This window comes from Bacteroidales bacterium (genome assembly GCA_016709865.1).
GTDB lineage: Bacteria > Bacteroidota > Bacteroidia > Bacteroidales > VadinHA17 > LD21.
This window is the reverse complement of record JADJLX010000005.1, coordinates 302,954-320,614: the sequence shown is the minus strand read 5'-3', so window position 1 is coordinate 320,614 and position 17,661 is coordinate 302,954. Positions and strand designations below refer to the sequence as shown.

Here is a 17,661-nt window from a genome sequence, read left to right as displayed (position 1 = left end):
TAAAAAATAAAAACCAGACTGCTAAAAGCAATCTGGTTTAATTTTTGGTGCCCAGAACAAGACTCGAACTTGCACACCCTTGCGAGCACCAGCCCCTCAAGCTGGCGTGTCTACCAATTTCACCATCTGGGCGAAGAAAGGCTTAAAGGCGTAGAGGCACAATGGCTCAACGGCTTCAAGCTATTTATAAATACTTCAAAAGAACGTTATCAATAACCGGCAAAAGCCTTTGCGCCCTTGCGACTTTAAGCCTTAATGCCGTCTTTTGTGCCCAGAACAGGACTCGAACCTGCACATCATTACTGACACTAGTCCCTGAAACTAGCGCGTCTACCAATTTCGCCATCTGGGCTCAGGGAGATAGCGGGTGCAAAAGTAAAAAATATTTTTTAAAAGACAATAGTGAAGAGAAGTAATTGAAAATAAAATAAAGTCGGAAGACCGGAGATGGAAGACCGGAGACCGAAGTTGTACGAATAAACAACTTAATGCATTTTAGCTATTATTATTAAAACAATTAATTTTATTATATGTTAACAAAAATATAACCATTAAAATGCGAATTATTAATTAAAAGTATATTTTTGCTCCCTGATTAACAGATATGAACAATCAGATAATTAGAAATAGGTGGTGTATTAAACATCTGGAATACAGGTCGTAATTATCTTATTGTTAAGTGTGTGATTATTAAGATAACATGGCCTGCAGATAGTTGCAGGTTTTTTTTTAAAGTGAAATAGTATGAAAATTATGAAATTCGGTGGTACTTCAGTGGGAAGTCCTGACAGGATGAGGGCACTGATACCATTAATAAATGATAATGATAGAAAAATAGTTGTGCTATCGGCTATGTCGGGCACCACAAACAGCCTTGTGGAGATAACAGATCTTCTGTATGCCGATAAAATTGATGAGGCGTCGCGGAAAAATGACGAGCTTAAAGTCAGGTATCACAAAGTCGTGGATGACTTACTTACTATTGAGTCTTTTAATAAGGAAGGACATGAACTGATCGATTCTCATTTTGAATATATAAGCAATTTTACCCTCAGGGTTTTCACAAAGCTGCAGGAGAAGGCAATTCTTGCGCAGGGAGAACTAATATCAACTGCTTTGTTTCATTTGTTACTTAAGGAAAAGAATATAAAATCGGTTCTCATTCCTGCTCTGAGCTTCATGCGAATAGATAAGGACGGGGAACCTGATTCATTCTATATAAAAGAAAACATCACAAGGGAGCTGGGGAATTATACTTCCGAGAATATTATTATTACCCAGGGATTCATCTGCAGAAATGCATACGGTGAGATTGACAACCTTAAACGTGGCGGCAGCGACTTTACAGCATCAATAATTGGTGCCGCTATCGGGGCTTCAGAAATTCAGATCTGGACAGATATCAATGGATTCCATAATAACGATCCACGATATGTTGAGAATACAAAAGTAATCAGGGAGATATCTTTTGATGAAGCAGCAGAACTTGCATATTTCGGGGCAAAGATCCTTCACCCATCAAGCGTGAACCCTGCCAGAGAAAAAAATATCCCGGTGAGGTTAAAGAATACAATGGAACCCGAAGATGTCGGCACACTCATCACGTCTTCTTCAGTTCTTCTTGATTATAAGGCTGTTGCGGCTAAAGATGGTATTTCAGTTTTAAGGATCAGGTCAGACAGGATGTTAATGGCCTATGGATTTCTGAGAAAGGTGTTTGAAATATTTGAAGCTTACAGGACACCAATCGACATGATCACAACTTCCGAAGTAGCTGTTTCAATTACAATTGATAATCCTGAATTTATCAACCAGATTGCGAAGGACCTCAGAGAACTGGGAAGTGTGGAGGTTGAGCAAAATCAGTCAATAATCTGCATTGTTGGCGACTTCAGGACGGAGCGTACCGGTTCTGCCCCTGAAATATTTGAGGCACTCAACACGATCCCTCTTAAAATGATCTCTTATGGAGGAAGTCCTAACAGTCTTTCCCTGCTGATTGACACATCAAACAAGATTGAAGCACTCAGATTACTCAGCAAACATCTTTTTAATTAAAAAATGATCGATAAACAGATTATAGAAAAATTCAGGGAAATAGAAACACCGTTTTATTACTATAACCTTGATAGCCTCAGATCAACACTTGATGTAGTAAAAAAAGAATCGGAAAATTCAGGCTATAAAATTAATTATGCAGTAAAAGCCAACTTCAATCCAAAGATAATGAAGCTTATCTCTTCATACGGATTTGGAGCAGACTGCGTCAGCTGGAATGAGATTGAAAGAGCAATTGAAACTGGATTCAACCCTACTGATATAGTATTTGCCGGAGTAGGAAAAACTGATAAGGATATTGAACTGGCACTTGGAAAAGATATTTTCTGTTTCAACTGCGAATCAATTCCTGAGATGGAGGTCATCAATTCAATAGCAGGTAAACTTGGCAAAAAGGCAACTATTGCATTAAGGATTAATCCCTATATTGAAGCTCATACTCATAAATATATCACAACAGGTGTTGAAGAGAGTAAATTCGGGATCAACACCTGGGAACTGGATGAAGTTCTGAGACAGCTTAACTTCCTGAATAATATAGAGCTTAAAGGAATTCACTTTCATATCGGTTCACAGATAACCAGGATGTCTGTATTCAAAAGTCTTTGTACACGAATTAATGAATTACAGGATTGGTTTGCCACCAGGAATATCAGTCTTGAAGTAATAAATGTAGGCGGAGGTTTAGGTATAGATTATGAGAATCCGGGAAAGAGACCTCGTTTTGAAGAGTATTTCTCAATGCTTCATGAGCTGATTGATCTGAGGCCGGGCCAGACGATACACATTGAACCTGGAAGATCAATAGTAGGGCAATGCGGATCGCTGATATCAAGAGTATTATATATTAAAAACGGAAGCAACACTCAGTTTGCCATTATTGATGCCGGCATGACAGACCTGATCAGACCGGCTCTTTACCAGGCCCATCATAAGATAGAAAATCTCACATCAGAGGGCAGGATTTATAGGTACGATGTTGTTGGCCCGATATGCGAATCGGCTGATACTTTCGGAAAATACATTGAAATTCCGGAAACAAAAAGAGGTGATATTCTTGCGATCAGGTCCGCAGGTGCATATGGTGAAACTATGGCTTCTAGGTATAATCTCAGGGATTTGCCAAGAACAGTTTTTTCTGACGAAATCTGAAAAATGATACTGGCCTAAAATAAATAGAGACACGAAGCATCGCGTCTCTACAAATATTATTATTTTGGTGTGTTCTGATACGCGATGCATCGCGTCTCTACCAATCTAAAATTTGAGAATGCCCAGACTATAAAGAAATACCGCAGCAATTGCTATAGGAGCAACATACTTAACAATAAACATAAATACCGGTATATATCCTGCTTTTAACGCTCCATCATTTGTCAGCTCTTTCTTTGTCATTTTCGGACTAAAGAACCATCCGATAAAAATCACAATAAAGAATCCTCCAACCGGCAGCATTACATTTGAAGTGAGATACTCAAGAATACCAAAGACATTCTTGCCCATTATAGTAAGATTGCTAAGACTACCGAGTGAAGCCACTGTGACCAGTCCAAGAACAGAAACTGCAAGAGTAGCTGCTATTGTTGCTTTACGTCGTGTAAGTTTCAATTCTTCAACCATATAGGCGACAATTACTTCCAGAATAGATATTGTTGATGTCAGAGCTGCAACAGCGAGAATAATAAAAAACATCATTGCGAAGAACTCACCGAATGGCATTTTCTGAAAAACGCCCGGCAAAACGACAAATGTAAGCCCTGTTCCAGATGCCGGAGATCCTCCAAGAGCAAATACAGCGGGAAAGATTGCGATACCGGCAAGTATAGCTATAGAAGTATCAGCAAGGACAACCAGAAGAGAAGAGGTTGCAAGATTATCACTTTTACGAATATATGAACCATATGTTATCAGAGTACCCATTCCAATGCTCAAAGAAAAGAATGCCTGACCCAGTGCCTCAAGAATAACTTTTGAAGTAATCTTGCTGAAATCGGGATGGAACAGAAAACGCAACCCCTCTCTTGAGCCTTCCAATGTTATTGATCTTATGCATAATAAAACCAATAACAGAACCAGAATTGGCATCAAAAGCTTAGTGTACCGTTCTATTCCTTTCTGAACACCGGATAATATAATAAGTCCGGTAAAGCCCATAAATATTATAAACCAGAGATACGGACGGAATGATCCTTTCTGAAACGTTTCAAACATCGAAGTTAGTTCAGCCTCACTCTTACCAAATAAATTTCCTGTTACTGTCTGATAAAAATATTCAAGTGTCCAGCCGGCCACAGTTGTATAAAATGCAAGTATCATGAATGCAGCGGCAATACCCATAAGTCCGATTAAGTACCACGGTTTTCCCGGGGCAAGAAGTTTAAAAGCCCCGAACGGGTTTTTCTGAGCTGCGCGGCCAATTATGAATTCTGAGGTCATAACAGGGATTCCAATACCGACTACAATTATGAGGTAAACAAACAGGAATGCTGCTCCTCCATTTTCACCTGCCACATATGGAAACCTCCAGATATTACCAAGTCCGATTGCCGAACCAGCAACAGCAGCAATTACACCGAATTTACTTGTAAAACTACCTCGTTCATCATTAAAGGGCTCACTCATAATAATTTACAAACTTTATAATTTATACTTACAGATATTAATTTTGAATTCAAAAGATATTTAATATTCTCTGATTTCGGCGCCAATTTATAAATAATAAGGCAACACCCTGCATTATGTATAATAAAATTGTTTTCCCATTTTATAAACAAATATTATAGTATACTTTTACCAGCACTTAATATAAATATGAATCATATGAGACGATCACTGCTATTAGCTTTTTCAATCCTGGCAATCTCATGTTCCCCGGTAAGAAAATATCAGACTTTGCCATCTGTACTGGCCTGGGAGAAAGATATTCAGAAATTTGAGGAGCTTGATAAATCAGAAACTTATTCACCCGATGCCATTCTTTTTGCAGGCAGCTCAAGCATCAGACTATGGTCAACACTTGCAACAGATATGGCTCCTTATCCTGTAATACAAAGAGGTTTCGGAGGCTCCAGATTAAGTGACGTAGCCGTTTATGCTGAACGGATCTTCGAACCTCATCCATGCAAAGCTATATTACTTTTTATTGCTAACGACATAGCAGGTACTGATCTGGATAAAAGTCCGGAGGAAGTTGCGGAACTGTTTAAAAGTGTATTGAAGACAATCAGAAAAAGTCATCCGGAGACCCCGGTATTCTGGATTGAAGTGACACCATGTTCTTCCCGCTGGAAAGTATGGCCTGAGATTCAGAAAGCCACTGCCCTTATAAGAGAAATATGTGTAAATCAAAAGAATACCTATTCAATCAGAACTGATTTCGCATTTCTTAACAGTGAGGGGAAACCTAAGGATGAACTCTTTATAAAAGACCTGCTTCATCTTAATCCTGACGGATATGCTGTATGGACAGATATAATTAAAAAGGAGCTTAAAAAAGTTGTGCCAATCCCTGATGTTGAGATCATTGCTCACAGAGGAGCTTCCTACCTTGCCCCGGAAAACAGTGTTGCTGCTTCAAAACTTGCATGGAAACTCGGAGCCGATGCTGTTGAGTGTGATATCTATCTGTCGAAGGATGGCCGTATAATGGTCAATCATGACGGAACAACCAAAAGGACCTCAGGAAAAAACTATACTATTAAGGATACTCACTCTGATACACTCAGGAAACTGGATATCGGTCTTTGGAAAGACCCCGCATACAAAGGTGAAAAGATACCATTCCTGGAGGAGATTATTCAGGAAGTACCTGCCGGAAAAGAACTTGTTGTTGAGATCAAATGCGGAAGTGAAGTACTTCCCGAGTTGAAAAAGACTGTAACCAGGTACGGGGTAAACAAAAGATTCGTCTTTATCGGATTTGATTTTCAGACCATCAGCGACACCAAGAAAGCATTTCCTGAAAATGCCTGTTACTGGCTTTGCAGCAACGCCGATCTGCTTAAAAAAAATCTGCCTCTGGTACTACAATCGGGTCTTGAGGGAATCAGTCTGAGCTGGAATATAACTACCAGGGAAGTAGTAAATGATGCGGGCAGACTGAATCTTGAATTATTCAGCTGGACAGTTGATAATCCCGAAGAGGCAAAACGGCTTATTTCACTTGGTGTTAAAGGAATAACAACAAATCGTCCGGGGTGGCTTAATGAACAAATTGGAAAGGATTGATGGTTTTGGGCTACAAAAGTTGATTGCTAAAGGTTCAGGAGATTCCTCGCTGCCGCTCGGAATGACAGTGTTTACGATGGAAAAAGGGGGAAAGAAATGGCGATTCGCTGATAATTATTAAACAGTTCTAATTTAGCTTGCGAATCGCCATTTCTTTCCCCTCTACAATTCATAAATCCATGTCATCCTGAGCGATAGCGAAGGATCTCCTGAGTCCAGCAGGAGTCTAGGGTTTTGCATGTAGTGTGGTCCTACTTATTTACCCTTCTTGCATACATTTCTTCCCAGCCTTCAGTATCTGTTCCTGATAAAGGCTGAACCTTGCTGTCTGCTTTTCTTTCAAGTTTCCTGATTACCATTGAGCGTTCACCTCTGGCAGAACCTTTTGTATGCTGCACGTAGTCTACCCATGCAACGAATCTGTTAATAGAATGTGGTATAACTTCAGCTGTCCGTATAAATCCGATGTCTTCATTACGAAGAGTATAATTATCATGATCGGTTTCCCATACATCAACATAATATACCCATGGGCCCAAACCAGAGAATACCACTTTACCATATTTATCTGTCCATCCTTCAGTTACCTTTCCTTCCTGTGCGTCCCAGTCTGTAATTGAGCCATACAAAATAACACTTGCATTCGGAACAATATATTCATCATAATACTCCCTTACTTCAATTTCAAGAAGAGTTGGTATTACAACATCAATAGTCATTGTAGCATTATCCTCCAGGCCTTTTTTCGAAATAGCTTTCAGAGTTACAACGAAGCTGCCTGAACCGGTAAAAATATGGCTTGGATTTTCTGCTTTTGAGATGAAACCATCACCGAAATCCCATTCAAAACTAGTTGCATTCTGTGAGTCGTTCGTAAAGAAGACCTCCTGCCCTACTGCAGGTTCAACGGTATCTGAATAAAAATGAGCTTCGGGAATTGATTCGCATGAATAGAGAACCAGCGAAATAAAAAGAGAGAGATAAATAAGCCGTTTCATAATTTTAGTATTAATCGTTCAAAAGTACAGTTTCAAAATACGTGCCACAAATTTAGAAAAAGTCGGAAGACGGAAGACCGAAGACCGAAGTAAAAAGCAAAATAATTTTTATGACTTCCTCCATACAACATTCTAAATGCGTTCCGGATAATGAGATTTATTTGCCGCACTTCGACTTCCGTCTCCGGTCTTCCAGCCTGTTACAAAATACCATTTAGATATAAAAAAATTTCTTATCTTTGCACTCCTATAAAAAAGTGCACAGAATGATAAAGATAACTTTTCCTGATGGTTCTGAAAGAGAGTATGAGAAAGGGACCAGCAGTCTTGAGATTGCCGAAAAAATTAGCCCCAGGCTGGCAAAAGAGGTCTATTCCGCTACAGTAAATGGCGAAGTATGGGATTTAATGCGTCCTATCGAAACTGATGCCACGCTTAAGCTTCATAAATGGGAAGATGAAGAAGGTAAACACGCTTTCTGGCACTCATCTGCACACCTTATGGCAGAAGCTCTCGAATCACTATATCCGGGAATTAAATTTGGTATTGGTCCGGCAATTGAAAACGGATTCTATTATGATGTTGATCCGGGTGAAGGAAAAGTGATTACAGAGGCTGATCTCATTACAATTGAGAACCGTATGAAGGAGCTTGCTGCTAAAAACCTTACCTACAGCCGCAGAGCAGTAAGTAAAAAAGAGGCTATTGATATCTTCACAAAGAAAGGTGATGAATACAAAACTGAACTTATAAGCGAGCTTGAAGATGGTACGATAACCCTGTATACCCAGGGTAACTTTACAGATCTTTGCCGCGGACCACATCTGCCCTCAACTGAACCGCTTAAAGCGATAAAACTTCTCAGTATTGCCGGCGCCTACTGGAGAGGCAATGAGAAACGCAAAATGTTAACCAGAATTTATGGTATCACATATCCCAAGCAGAAACTGCTTGATGACTACCTTGTTTTTCTTGAGGAGGCAAAAAGAAGGGACCACAGAAGGATCGGAAAAGAGCTAGAATTATTTGCTTTTTCACAAAAAGTGGGAATGGGACTCCCTTTATGGCTGCCAAAAGGATCTGATATAAGGCAGAACCTTATTACTTTCCTTACAAAGGAACTAAGAAAAAGAGGTTATAAGATAGTTACAACCCCGCATATTGGCAATGTAAATCTTTATAAGACTTCAGGCCATTTTGAGAAGTACGGAGCCGATTCATTTCAGCCTATCTCAACACCACAGGAAGGTGAACAGTTTATGCTCAAACCAATGAACTGTCCGCACCATTGTGAAATATATAACGCTACTCCACACTCATACAAGGATATGCCACTCAGAATGGCAGAATTCGGAACCGTATACAGGTATGAGCAGAGCGGTGAGCTTCACGGACTCACAAGAGTAAGAAGCTTTACCCAGGATGATGCACACCATTTCTGCAGGGAAGACCAGCTAAGAGAGGAATTTAAAAGCATTATAGACCTTATCCTGTATATATATAAGATAGTTGGCTTCACTGAATATTCGGCTCAGGTATCGTTACGTGATCCTGATAACAAACAAAAATATATTGGTTCGGATGAAAACTGGGAGAGAGCTGAACGCGATATCATTGAAGCAGCTGCAGAGAAAAACCTTGTAACAACTGTCGTTACCGGTGAAGCTGCATTCTATGGACCAAAGCTCGACTTCATGGTAAAAGATGCCATAGGAAGAAAATGGCAGCTTGGTACAATACAGGTTGACTATAACCTTCCTGAAAGATTTGACCTGACATATAACGGAAGCGATAATCAGAAGCACCGACCGGTGATGATACACCGCACAATCTTCGGATCGATGGAAAGATTTGTGGCCGTCCTTATTGAAAACACAGCCGGCAAATTTCCATTATGGCTTGCGCCGGAAAAAAGCAGTCATTTTACCGATTAGTGAAAAATTCAATGATTATGCAGGAAAAGTTTTGGAAATTCTAAATAATTCCGATATTTGCACACTAATTGACGAAAGAAGCGAAAAGATAGGTAAGAAGATCAGGGATAATGAATTAAAGAGGATTCCCTACCTTCTTATAATAGGCGAAAAAGAGGTTGAGAACGGAACAATTGCTGTAAGAAAGCAGGGAGAAGGCGACAAAGGGAGCATGAAAGTTGAAGAATTCGTCAGTTTTATAAACGAAGAGATTAAAAAAGAGATTGCATTTTAATGCACGATAGGAATTTTAAGTATTAACAAAAATTAGGAGGAAAGAGCTATAGCTTTACCAATCAGGCGAAGCCCGGCAAGGGTTACCCAGCCGGCTCACAAAATTAATAACAGGATCACAGCAAAAGTGGTCAGAGTTGTAGGCGAAGAAATAGAAGCAGAGGTGATGAGCATTCAGGATGCTTTGAAGCTGGCTGATTCTCTGGAACTTGATCTTGTTGAAATTTCTCCAAACGCGGAACCTCCCGTATGCAAAATTGTTGATTACCAGAAATTTCTTTATCAGCAGAAGAAAAAGCAGAAAGAGATTAAAGCCAAAACATCAAAGGTTGTGGTGAAAGAGATCAGATTCGGACCTAACACCGATGACCATGATTACAACTTTAAGCTCAAACATGCAATGAAATTCCTCGAAGAGGGGGCAAAAGTCAGAGCATATGTGTTCTTTAAAGGAAGATCAATATTATTCAAGGAGCAGGGTGAAGTGCTTTTGCTTCGTTTTGCCAACGACCTTGAAGAATACGGAAAAGTAGAACAGTTGCCGCGACTGGAGGGAAAAAGGATGATTGTTTCTTTTTCTCCAAAAAAGAAAAAATAGTTTTTTAATATATCTGAAAGAGAGAAATGCCAAAAATGAAGACGAATTCGGGTGCAAAGAAGAGATTTTCTTTGACCGGAACAGGAAAGATCAAGCGTAAGCATGCATTTAAGAGTCACATCCTGACAAAAAAGACAACAAAGCGTAAGAGAAATCTTGGCTATGCTGGCGAGGTTCACAAAACAGACCTTAAAAATGTCAAGTTGATGCTCGCAATGAGGTAGTTGCCCGACGCATTGATAAAAAAATTATAGTATTAACAGATTGTTCAGCAAATAAGAGTCACATAAGACCGCTGACATTCAAAAAAAATGAGTTATGCCAAGATCAGTAAACGCAGTTGCATCACGTGCCAGAAGAAAAAAGGTACTTAAGGCAACAAAAGGGAACTTCGGTTCAAGAAGAAATGTAATAACAGTTGCAAAGAATACCCTCGACAAAGGTATGGGGTATGCTTACCGCGACAGGAAGAAAAAGAAAGGCCTCTTCAGGGCTTTATGGATTCAGAGAATAAACGCAGGTGTACGTCAGTACGACATGAGTTATTCCGAATTCATTGGAAAAGTAGCTAAAAAAGGTATTACACTTAACAGAAAAACACTTGCCGACCTGGCAATGAATCATCCGGAAGCTTTCAAAGCTATCGTTGAGAAAGTTAAGTAGATAGAATTATATATTAACAGAAAGCCGACTCTGAGGGTCGGCTTTTTTACTAAATATCATTGACCGAAGACGGAAGACGGAAGACCGAAGAAAGAAACTGCTTCCGTCTTCCGTCATCAGACTTCCGGCTTATCTAGCCTTCATAAACATTCTGCTCCACCTGATACGCTTAAGCCCGTCAGCCTCCTTATCAAGCGATAGCCATATAAACTTTGGTTTGCCTACAACATGGTCTTCAGGTACAAATCCCCAGTACCTTGAATCAGCTGAGTTGTGACGGTTATCACCCATCATCCAGTAATAATCCATCTTAAACGTATAACTATCGGCAGGTGCATTATTAATATATACGGTACTGCCTTCAGTTCTCAGGTCATTATTCTCGTATGCATCGATAATTCTCTCATATAAACATAAATTAGAGGTATCAATCTTAACAGTGGTACCTTTAACAGGAATCCATATAGGGCCGTAATTATCTTCATTCCACCCATATACAGGATTATACGGGAAAATATGAGGAGCATATTCCCCTACCCTGGCGTAAATCGGAGATACCTCTGTTACATTGGAAAACTTCGAGATTGCAGTAACATTTCCTTTGGTCAGTGGTAAAAGATAAGCTGATCCGGAGATAGTATTCTGGTCATATCTTGTTATTCCCAGCCTTTCAAAAGCTTTTGGATTTATTGTGGTGCCGTTAGTCCCCACAACATAGGTAGTCTGCTGTGTTCCATTGTCTTCAACAACTTTACCATTAACATACAGAATTCCCGATTTAATCATAACTGTATCACCCGGTATTCCAATGCACCTCTTCACATAGTTATCTCTCCTGTCGACCGGACGATAAATAACTGTATAGTTTTCTCTTATCTCTTTTCTTGCTTGCTGAAGATAATATGCATCGGTCTGAGGAACTGACCCGTCAAATTTATTTCTGTCCTTAAGATCCCTGGCTCTTCTTCTTACAATTTCATAATAGCTTGTTGTCTGTTCTTCCACAACAACTGTATCGCCGGCAGGAAAGTTAAATACTATAGGGTCATTATTCTTTACCTGTCCGCCCCCTGAAAGCCGCTTATAAGGTCTGAGAATAAGATTTGACCATGACTTACCTTTAGTCAGTGGCATAGTATGCTGGGTAAATGGAAATGCTATGGGTGTGTTAGGCAATCGTGGTCCATATGCAAGCTTGCTGACAAAAAGATGATCGCCGACAAGCAGCGATTTCTCCATCGACGGAGTAGGGATCCTGTAATTCTGGAAAAGAAAGATATTAATGAGTGTAACTGCTATCACAGCAAAAATCAGAGCATCGAGCCATTCAATAAAAGCACTGTTCTTCTGATGCCTTTTCTTCCAGAAAGTCCAGTTAACTCTCTCGGTAATATACATATCATATATTACACCCAGCCCGATAAGGAGCCAGAAGTTACCTATCCAGATAACAACAAGGAGATATATAACTGCAGTGATCGCAAATCTTACATACTTTTTTGATAAAAACTCATTCATGACACTTTTTTTAAAGATCGGTAAAAGTAGAAATAATTATCAGAATCCCATTACATCTTCCATTGTGAATACTCCATGTCTCGAATGAATATATTCAGCTGCCACCACAGCTCCCAGAGCGAAACCTTTCCTGTTTTTGGCTTCATGTCTGAGACTTATCGTATCAATCTCCGAATCCCAGGTAACTGTATGCGTACCGGGTACCAGGCCTTCCCGGACTGAGGTAACTGGGATCATTGATTCCTTGTTTTCCTTATCATGACACCATCCGTAGTATCCCTTATGATTATCCTTTATGCCGTCGGAAAGGGTTATTGCTGTACCACTTGGTGCATCAAGCTTCTTTGTATGATGGATCTCTTCTATCGAAACAGAATAGTCAGAGTAAAGATCCATCTGCCTGGCCAGCTCCTTATTCAGTCTGAAAAGCAGATTCACTCCTATGCTGAAATTTGATGAGTGGATAAAAGAAGTATTAAATTTCCTGCATGCTGCTACTGCTTCATCATATTTAGCCAGCCATGCTGTAGTTCCCGAGACAACGGGCACCCTGTTCTCAATACATTTAATCACATTTTCAAACGCTGCTTCTGGCGATGAGAACTCGATTGCCGCATCAATTCCCTTTAAATTTTCTGAATTAAGGTCACCGGCATTATCCTGATCAATAATCAGTTTAACCACATGACCTCTTTTTAGGGCAATTGCTTCAATTTCATGCCCCATTCTTCCATAACCAATCAACGCAATATTCATTTCCGGAAAGTTTCTGCGAAAATACCTGTTTTGATGTTGTGAATATCATAAAAATCGAACAAAAATCTTAAGGTGATGTTAAATTTCTTGGTGTTTCTTTGTGCCTTAGAGCCTTAGTGGCGAAAATAAGTGCCACCAAGACACCAAGGCACCAAGGTTCACTAAGAAATATATTTTAAACAAAAAAATTCATATATTTCCTCAAATAAATAACCTTGTAATGAATAATATAATAGTCACATTATCAGCAATAACCATGATATCAATAAGTGCCTGTTCGCAACCTGAGAAGGCCGACCTGGTGATTATAAACGGAAAGGTTCTCACAATTGATAAAGAGAATCCTTCTTCTGAAGCAATTGCCATAAAAGGAGAGACAATAATTGCTGTTGGGACCACAGCACAAATTTCAAAACATATTCTGGACGGGACAACTAAAGTAATTGATGCACAGGGAAAGCTTGTGCTCCCCGGTTTTAATGATGCTCACGTTCATTTTGGTCCGCTTGATCCCGATTACGTAGAACTTCGGTATACCACCGATCCGAATGTTATTACAGAGAAGGTTAAAGCGCAGGTTGCCAGATCAAAACCGGGAGAACTTATAAGTGGCGGGCACTGGGAACATGAGATGTTCACTGATAAAAAATGGCCGTCAAAAGAGCTACTCGATAAAGTTGCTCCAAATAATCCGGTTGTACTCAGCAGGGCCGACGGACACTCTGTTCTTGTTAATTCATATGTACTGAAGGCTTCAGGAATAACCAAAAATTCTGTTAATCCTTTCGGAGGGGAGATCCAGAAAGATCCTGTTACCGGAGAGCCAACAGGAATACTTAAAGAGAAAGCAGAAAATCTTGTTAAGACAGGTGCTGCAAAAGCTGAAAGGACCGCTGAGCAGGAGAATGAGAGGATATGGCAGGGCTATCTTATGGCTTTGAAAGAAGCACGAGAGCTTGGAGTAACAAGTGTACAGATACCAGGAAGTGCTGATTTTGAAGCCTATAAAAAACTGCAGGAAAAAGGGGTCCTGACCAGCAGAATCGATATTGGAATGTCACTCACCGCTGATACAGTTTTGCTCAGGAAATATACTGAGCTTCAGAAACAGTATCCGGGAGAAGGAAACTGGTTGAGATTTGGTTACCTCAAGGCATTTATTGACGGAACAATTGGTTCAGGTACAGCTTTAATGTTTGAGCCTTTCAGCGACAATCCGGGTACATCCGGACTATCAATGATGCAATATGAAGAATTTGAAAATATGGTAGTTACAGCTGATAAATTCGGTTTTCAGATTGGTGTGCACGCAATTGGAGATAAAGGAAATAACTGGACTCTCAACGCTTACCAGAAAGCTCAGGAGGTAAATGGTAAACGCGACAGCCGTCACCGCGATGAACATGCCCAGACACTCCTTCTGACTGACATTCCAAGATTTGCTCAGCTAGGAGTTATCGCTTCAATGCAGCCGACACATTGTATTTCCGATAAAAAATTCTGTGAAAAACGAATAGGTTCCGAAAGAGCCAAAGGTGCATATGCATGGAAAAGCCTTGCTGATGCCGGTGCAATGCTGGCCTTCGGGACTGATTACCCCGTAGAACCACTTAATCCCATGGAGGGTCTGTACGCAGCTGTAACAAGAAAAGAAAGACTGGGAGAAGAAGGCGAAGGATGGTTCCCGAAAGAGAAAGTGACTATGGAAAAAGCAATTGAGTATTATACCCTCGGCGGCGCATATGCCCAGTTCATGGAAAACAGAAAGGGAATGATCAAAACAGGATACCTTGCTGATATTGTAATAACAGATAAGGATTTACTGACTATCCCCGAGAATGAGATAATGAAGACCAGGATCGATTATACAATTACCGGGGGGAAGGTGGTGTATTCATCAGGAAGATAAAGCCCCCTGTCCCGCCGAAGCGGGACATCCCCCTAAAGGGGGACTAATTTCGTGTAATTGATTAATTTTTAAATACATATAAGATTTAGCCCCCCTTTAGGGTGGTTGGGGGGCGCTACATTGAAAGCGATCCCAGAATCCTCATAGCTTCCTCCTGATTATTGCCGCAAAACTCCTCTTCAGCTGTAAATCCTTCGCATACCTGGGGTTTACCATTATTGTAAATAGCACATCTGTAATCATCCGTAAGGTGAATGCACCTCACTCCTGCCGGTTTGCCATCAGGCATTCCGGGGATCGGAGAAGAAATTGATAAGGCGATACAGCAGGCACCGCAGTTTTCACGACAATTCATATTATTGTATTAATAGGCTGAATGGCACAATGGCACAAAGGCTCAAAGGTAATAATTATCAAGCAATTTCTTGACTCGTCCTGATTTTTGTTTACAGAGTTTGTTGTTAATACTAAGATAACTTTACATTCATCTTTCTGATTGTTGGTAAAGTTTAGTTTTGTAGATATCTACAAAACTAAACTTTTTTCATCTTTTTGATATGCTTCTCTCTGTTTCCAGTAGTTTTTCCATTGTCTCTTAAGTACCCCTGAGTGTTTGTGTGCTTGATTTGGGGTAAATTTATCCAGACTATCATGTGGCCGATCATTATTATAAATGCTTATAATCTTATTAACTTCTTCTTTTGCTTTTGCTTTGGTTTTAATCTTAAGATCATATATCCATTCTGTTTTTAAAATGCCGTTAATCCGCTCTGCAATGGCGTTTTCAAGTGGATCGCCACTTTCAGTCATGCTAATCTGAAAGTCATTTTTCTGTAATAAATTTACATACTGCTCACAGCAATACTGACCGCCTCTGTCTGAGTGATGAAACACATTTTTAATTCCGGCTGGTAGCTGGCATAAAGCCATATACAATGCAATAATAGCATGTTTGGCTTCTAATGTATCTGCAATGCTCCAGCCTATTATTTTTCTTGAATAAGCATCAGTAATAAGAAAAAGATAAGTAAATCCCTCATCCGTTTCAATATAAGTTATATCGCTAACCCATAGCTGATGAGGCCCATTTGGGGTAAAGTCTTTTATCAGGTTAGGATATTTACGAAGCCAGTGATTTGAGAAGGTGGTTTTTGCCCTATATCTCTTTCTGCGGACTAATAATCCTTTCTCTCGGAGAAAATTAAAGAACGAGTCTCTTCCCAATTGAAGTTCTTGTGGCAAACGATCTTGCAGCTTGTAAAGCAGCTTTCGACCACCAAGGCGAGGCATTAACTGGCGTTCCCTGGCAACTAACTGTAATAGGATCTCTGATTTTACCACTTCCTTGTAATTATAATTCATCTGCTGATAGTAAGCTTGCCTACTATAACCAAACAGTCCGCACAATGGCTCTACTTTATAACCTTGATCCATAGTGCGTAGCTCTGTTACTGTTTGGTTCCAGACTTTTTTCTTATTGAAATTTTTAAATCCCTCTCTGCAATATTAATCATAGTATTTAGAGCCAGAGTCCGCAGTCGTTCTTGCTCTAGGGCTTTCTCCAATTCTTTGATCTTTGCCTCTAACTTACGCTCTTGTGGCGTTTTATCTACTTCTTTTGACATAGTCTTTTGAATGCTTATCTGTTCATCAGTGACTTTATTGCCACCAAATTTACGCATCCAATCGGAAACAGCGCTATTTCCTCGAAAACCATGCTTTTCCTGTAACTCCTTTCGGCTTATGTCTGTATTCAAATACTCCTGAATAACCATAAACTTGAATTCATCCGTGAATTGATTTACTTTCCTTCTCATAATCCTAAATTTAGTTTACTTTTCCTGTAAACCTATTTCAGGACGAGACATCTTGTCGAAGAGCCGTGATGCCTTAATGCCTTAACGCCATTACGCCTTTACGCCGTTGTGCCTTTGCGCCTATTTGTTTTCTTCGTATTTTTACAAAAACACTTTTTATGAGAATTGACATCATTACAGTCCTTCCGGAATTGCTCGAGAGTCCGTTCAATCATTCAATTGTCAAAAGGGCAAGGGAGAAAGGGCTTGTAGAAATCAATATTATCAATCTTCGCGATTTTACAACTGATAAGTATAAAACCGTGGACGATTATGCTTTTGGCGGAGGAGCCGGAATGGTGATGATGATTGAGCCGGTTTACAAGGCAATAGAAAAGCTGAAAAGTGAAAGAGTCTATGATGAGATAATCTACACATCGCCTGATGGGGAAAAGTTCAGCCAGAAAATGGCAAACCAGCTTTCGTTACTTAACAACATAATAATCCTTGCAGGTCATTATAAAGGTGTTGATCAGCGGATCCGTGAATACCTGGTAACAAAAGAAATATCAATCGGTGATTATGTTCTTTCAGGAGGAGAACTACCTGCAGCCGCAATTACTGACGCTATTGTCAGACTTATTCCCGGTGCTATCTCCGACGAACAGTCAGCCCTCTCCGACTCTTTTCAGGATGATCTTCTTGCACCTCCGGTTTACACAAGACCTGCTGATTTCAACGGATGGAAGGTGCCTTCTGTTCTTCTTTCGGGACATGCAGCCAATATTGATAGATGGAGGCATGAGCAGTCGGAAGAACGAACTCAAAGGCTCAGACCGGACCTGTCAGGGAATGAAGGGGAGAAAGGGTGAAGGGGAGAAAGGGAGAAAGGGAGAGACCAGGAGACCAGGAGACCAGAAGACCATTTTTA

General features: G+C 40.1%; 15 protein-coding genes, 2 tRNA genes and 1 pseudogene. 9 read left to right on the top strand and 9 right to left on the bottom strand.

The genetic code is table 11. The features are described 5' to 3' along the window. Positions 1–45 precede the first annotated feature (45 nt). Positions 46–132: transfer RNA gene (locus IPJ16_10035), tRNA-Leu, on the bottom strand. Positions 133–268: 136 nt separating this feature from the next. Beyond that, positions 269–352 (bottom strand) — tRNA-Leu (locus IPJ16_10030). A 392-nt stretch (positions 353–744) separates the two neighbouring features. Between IPJ16_10030 and IPJ16_10025 the strand changes: the two genes are divergently transcribed. Beyond that, positions 745–2,058 (top strand): aspartate kinase, encoded by a 1,314-nt coding sequence (locus tag IPJ16_10025; protein ID MBK7627510.1) that lies wholly within the window; start codon positions 745–747, stop codon positions 2,056–2,058. A 3-nt stretch (positions 2,059–2,061) separates the two neighbouring features. After that, positions 2,062–3,210, top strand: coding sequence for a diaminopimelate decarboxylase (lysA, locus tag IPJ16_10020; GenBank protein MBK7627509.1), 1,149 nt, complete (start codon positions 2,062–2,064; stop codon positions 3,208–3,210). Positions 3,211–3,315: 105 nt separating this feature from the next. On the opposite strand, the gene IPJ16_10015 is transcribed toward lysA, so the two are convergent. Then, positions 3,316–4,680 (bottom strand): sodium-dependent transporter, encoded by a 1,365-nt coding sequence (locus IPJ16_10015; protein MBK7627508.1) that lies wholly within the window; start codon positions 4,678–4,680, stop codon positions 3,316–3,318. Positions 4,681–4,878: 198 nt separating this feature from the next. On the opposite strand from IPJ16_10015, the gene IPJ16_10010 reads away from it, so the two are divergent. Continuing rightward, positions 4,879–6,285 (top strand): hypothetical protein, encoded by a 1,407-nt coding sequence (locus IPJ16_10010; GenBank protein ID MBK7627507.1) that lies wholly within the window; start codon positions 4,879–4,881, stop codon positions 6,283–6,285. A gap of 251 nt (positions 6,286–6,536) precedes the next feature. Here IPJ16_10010 and IPJ16_10005 read toward each other — a convergent pair whose 3' ends face one another. Continuing rightward, the gene (locus IPJ16_10005) at positions 6,537–7,283 is read right to left on the bottom strand and encodes a PKD domain-containing protein (GenBank protein ID MBK7627506.1); all 747 of its coding nucleotides are present in this window, start codon (positions 7,281–7,283) and stop codon (positions 6,537–6,539) included. Positions 7,284–7,549: 266 nt separating this feature from the next. Between IPJ16_10005 and thrS the strand changes: the two are divergent. The 4 genes and pseudogenes from thrS to rplT all read left to right on the top strand — a co-directional run bounded on the left by thrS (position 7,550) and on the right by rplT (position 10,751). Next, positions 7,550–9,491: pseudogene (gene thrS, locus IPJ16_10000) on the top strand (threonine--tRNA ligase). 60 nt (positions 9,492–9,551) lie between these two features. Next, positions 9,552–10,088 carry a translation initiation factor IF-3 gene (locus IPJ16_09995; GenBank protein ID MBK7627505.1) on the top strand — a complete coding sequence of 179 codons (537 nt, stop codon included), beginning with the start codon at positions 9,552–9,554 and terminating at the stop codon, positions 10,086–10,088. Between the two features lie 26 nt (positions 10,089–10,114). Further along, positions 10,115–10,312 (top strand): 50S ribosomal protein L35, encoded by a 198-nt coding sequence (rpmI, locus tag IPJ16_09990; GenBank protein ID MBK7627504.1) that lies wholly within the window; start codon positions 10,115–10,117, stop codon positions 10,310–10,312. 94 nt (positions 10,313–10,406) lie between these two features. Continuing rightward, positions 10,407–10,751, top strand: coding sequence for a 50S ribosomal protein L20 (rplT, locus tag IPJ16_09985; GenBank protein ID MBK7627503.1), 345 nt, complete (start codon positions 10,407–10,409; stop codon positions 10,749–10,751). 129 nt (positions 10,752–10,880) lie between these two features. Here rplT and lepB read toward each other — a convergent pair whose 3' ends face one another. Beyond that, a complete protein-coding gene (gene lepB, locus IPJ16_09980; protein ID MBK7627502.1) occupies positions 10,881–12,269 on the bottom strand; it encodes a signal peptidase I in 1,389 nt (462 codons plus the stop codon). A gap of 39 nt (positions 12,270–12,308) precedes the next feature. Beyond that, positions 12,309–13,025: a 4-hydroxy-tetrahydrodipicolinate reductase gene (dapB, locus tag IPJ16_09975; GenBank protein MBK7627501.1), complete on the bottom strand. Its 717-nt coding sequence runs from the start codon at positions 13,023–13,025 to the stop codon at positions 12,309–12,311. Positions 13,026–13,245: 220 nt separating this feature from the next. On the opposite strand from dapB, the gene IPJ16_09970 reads away from it, so the two are divergent. Further along, positions 13,246–14,934, top strand: coding sequence for an amidohydrolase (locus tag IPJ16_09970; GenBank protein MBK7627500.1), 1,689 nt, complete (start codon positions 13,246–13,248; stop codon positions 14,932–14,934). Positions 14,935–15,049: 115 nt separating this feature from the next. Here the strand turns inward: IPJ16_09970 and IPJ16_09965 are convergent, their stop codons facing one another. From IPJ16_09965 to IPJ16_09955, 3 genes are all read right to left on the bottom strand, one after another. Beyond that, positions 15,050–15,289 (bottom strand): YkgJ family cysteine cluster protein, encoded by a 240-nt coding sequence (locus IPJ16_09965; GenBank protein ID MBK7627499.1) that lies wholly within the window; start codon positions 15,287–15,289, stop codon positions 15,050–15,052. Between the two features lie 170 nt (positions 15,290–15,459). Further along, entirely contained in the window at positions 15,460–16,368 is a 909-nt protein-coding gene (locus IPJ16_09960; protein MBK7627498.1) for an IS3 family transposase, read from the bottom strand. Between the two features lie 14 nt (positions 16,369–16,382). Next, entirely contained in the window at positions 16,383–16,751 is a 369-nt protein-coding gene (locus tag IPJ16_09955; protein ID MBK7627497.1) for a transposase, read from the bottom strand. 158 nt (positions 16,752–16,909) lie between these two features. On the opposite strand from IPJ16_09955, the gene trmD reads away from it, so the two are divergent. After that, complete coding sequence (gene trmD / locus IPJ16_09950; GenBank protein ID MBK7627496.1) at positions 16,910–17,602, top strand: tRNA (guanosine(37)-N1)-methyltransferase TrmD; 693 nt, start codon at positions 16,910–16,912, stop codon at positions 17,600–17,602. Positions 17,603–17,661 lie beyond the last annotated feature (59 nt).

Coding starts and splice junctions, on each gene's coding strand:
- IPJ16_10025 (MBK7627510.1), top strand. CDS start 745: ATGAAAATTATGAAATTCGGTGGTACTTCAGTGGGAAGTCCTGACAGG.
- lysA (MBK7627509.1), top strand. CDS start 2,062: ATGATCGATAAACAGATTATAGAAAAATTCAGGGAAATAGAAACACCG.
- IPJ16_10015 (MBK7627508.1), bottom strand. CDS start 4,680: ATGAGTGAGCCCTTTAATGATGAACGAGGTAGTTTTACAAGTAAATTC.
- IPJ16_10010 (MBK7627507.1), top strand. CDS start 4,879: ATGAGACGATCACTGCTATTAGCTTTTTCAATCCTGGCAATCTCATGT.
- IPJ16_10005 (MBK7627506.1), bottom strand. CDS start 7,283: ATGAAACGGCTTATTTATCTCTCTCTTTTTATTTCGCTGGTTCTCTAT.
- rpmI (MBK7627504.1), top strand. CDS start 10,115: ATGCCAAAAATGAAGACGAATTCGGGTGCAAAGAAGAGATTTTCTTTG.
- rplT (MBK7627503.1), top strand. CDS start 10,407: ATGCCAAGATCAGTAAACGCAGTTGCATCACGTGCCAGAAGAAAAAAG.
- lepB (MBK7627502.1), bottom strand. CDS start 12,269: ATGAATGAGTTTTTATCAAAAAAGTATGTAAGATTTGCGATCACTGCA.
- dapB (MBK7627501.1), bottom strand. CDS start 13,025: ATGAATATTGCGTTGATTGGTTATGGAAGAATGGGGCATGAAATTGAA.
- IPJ16_09970 (MBK7627500.1), top strand. CDS start 13,246: ATGAATAATATAATAGTCACATTATCAGCAATAACCATGATATCAATA.
- IPJ16_09965 (MBK7627499.1), bottom strand. CDS start 15,289: ATGAATTGTCGTGAAAACTGCGGTGCCTGCTGTATCGCCTTATCAATT.
- IPJ16_09960 (MBK7627498.1), bottom strand. CDS start 16,368: ATGGATCAAGGTTATAAAGTAGAGCCATTGTGCGGACTGTTTGGTTAT.
- IPJ16_09955 (MBK7627497.1), bottom strand. CDS start 16,751: ATGAGAAGGAAAGTAAATCAATTCACGGATGAATTCAAGTTTATGGTT.
- trmD (MBK7627496.1), top strand. CDS start 16,910: ATGAGAATTGACATCATTACAGTCCTTCCGGAATTGCTCGAGAGTCCG.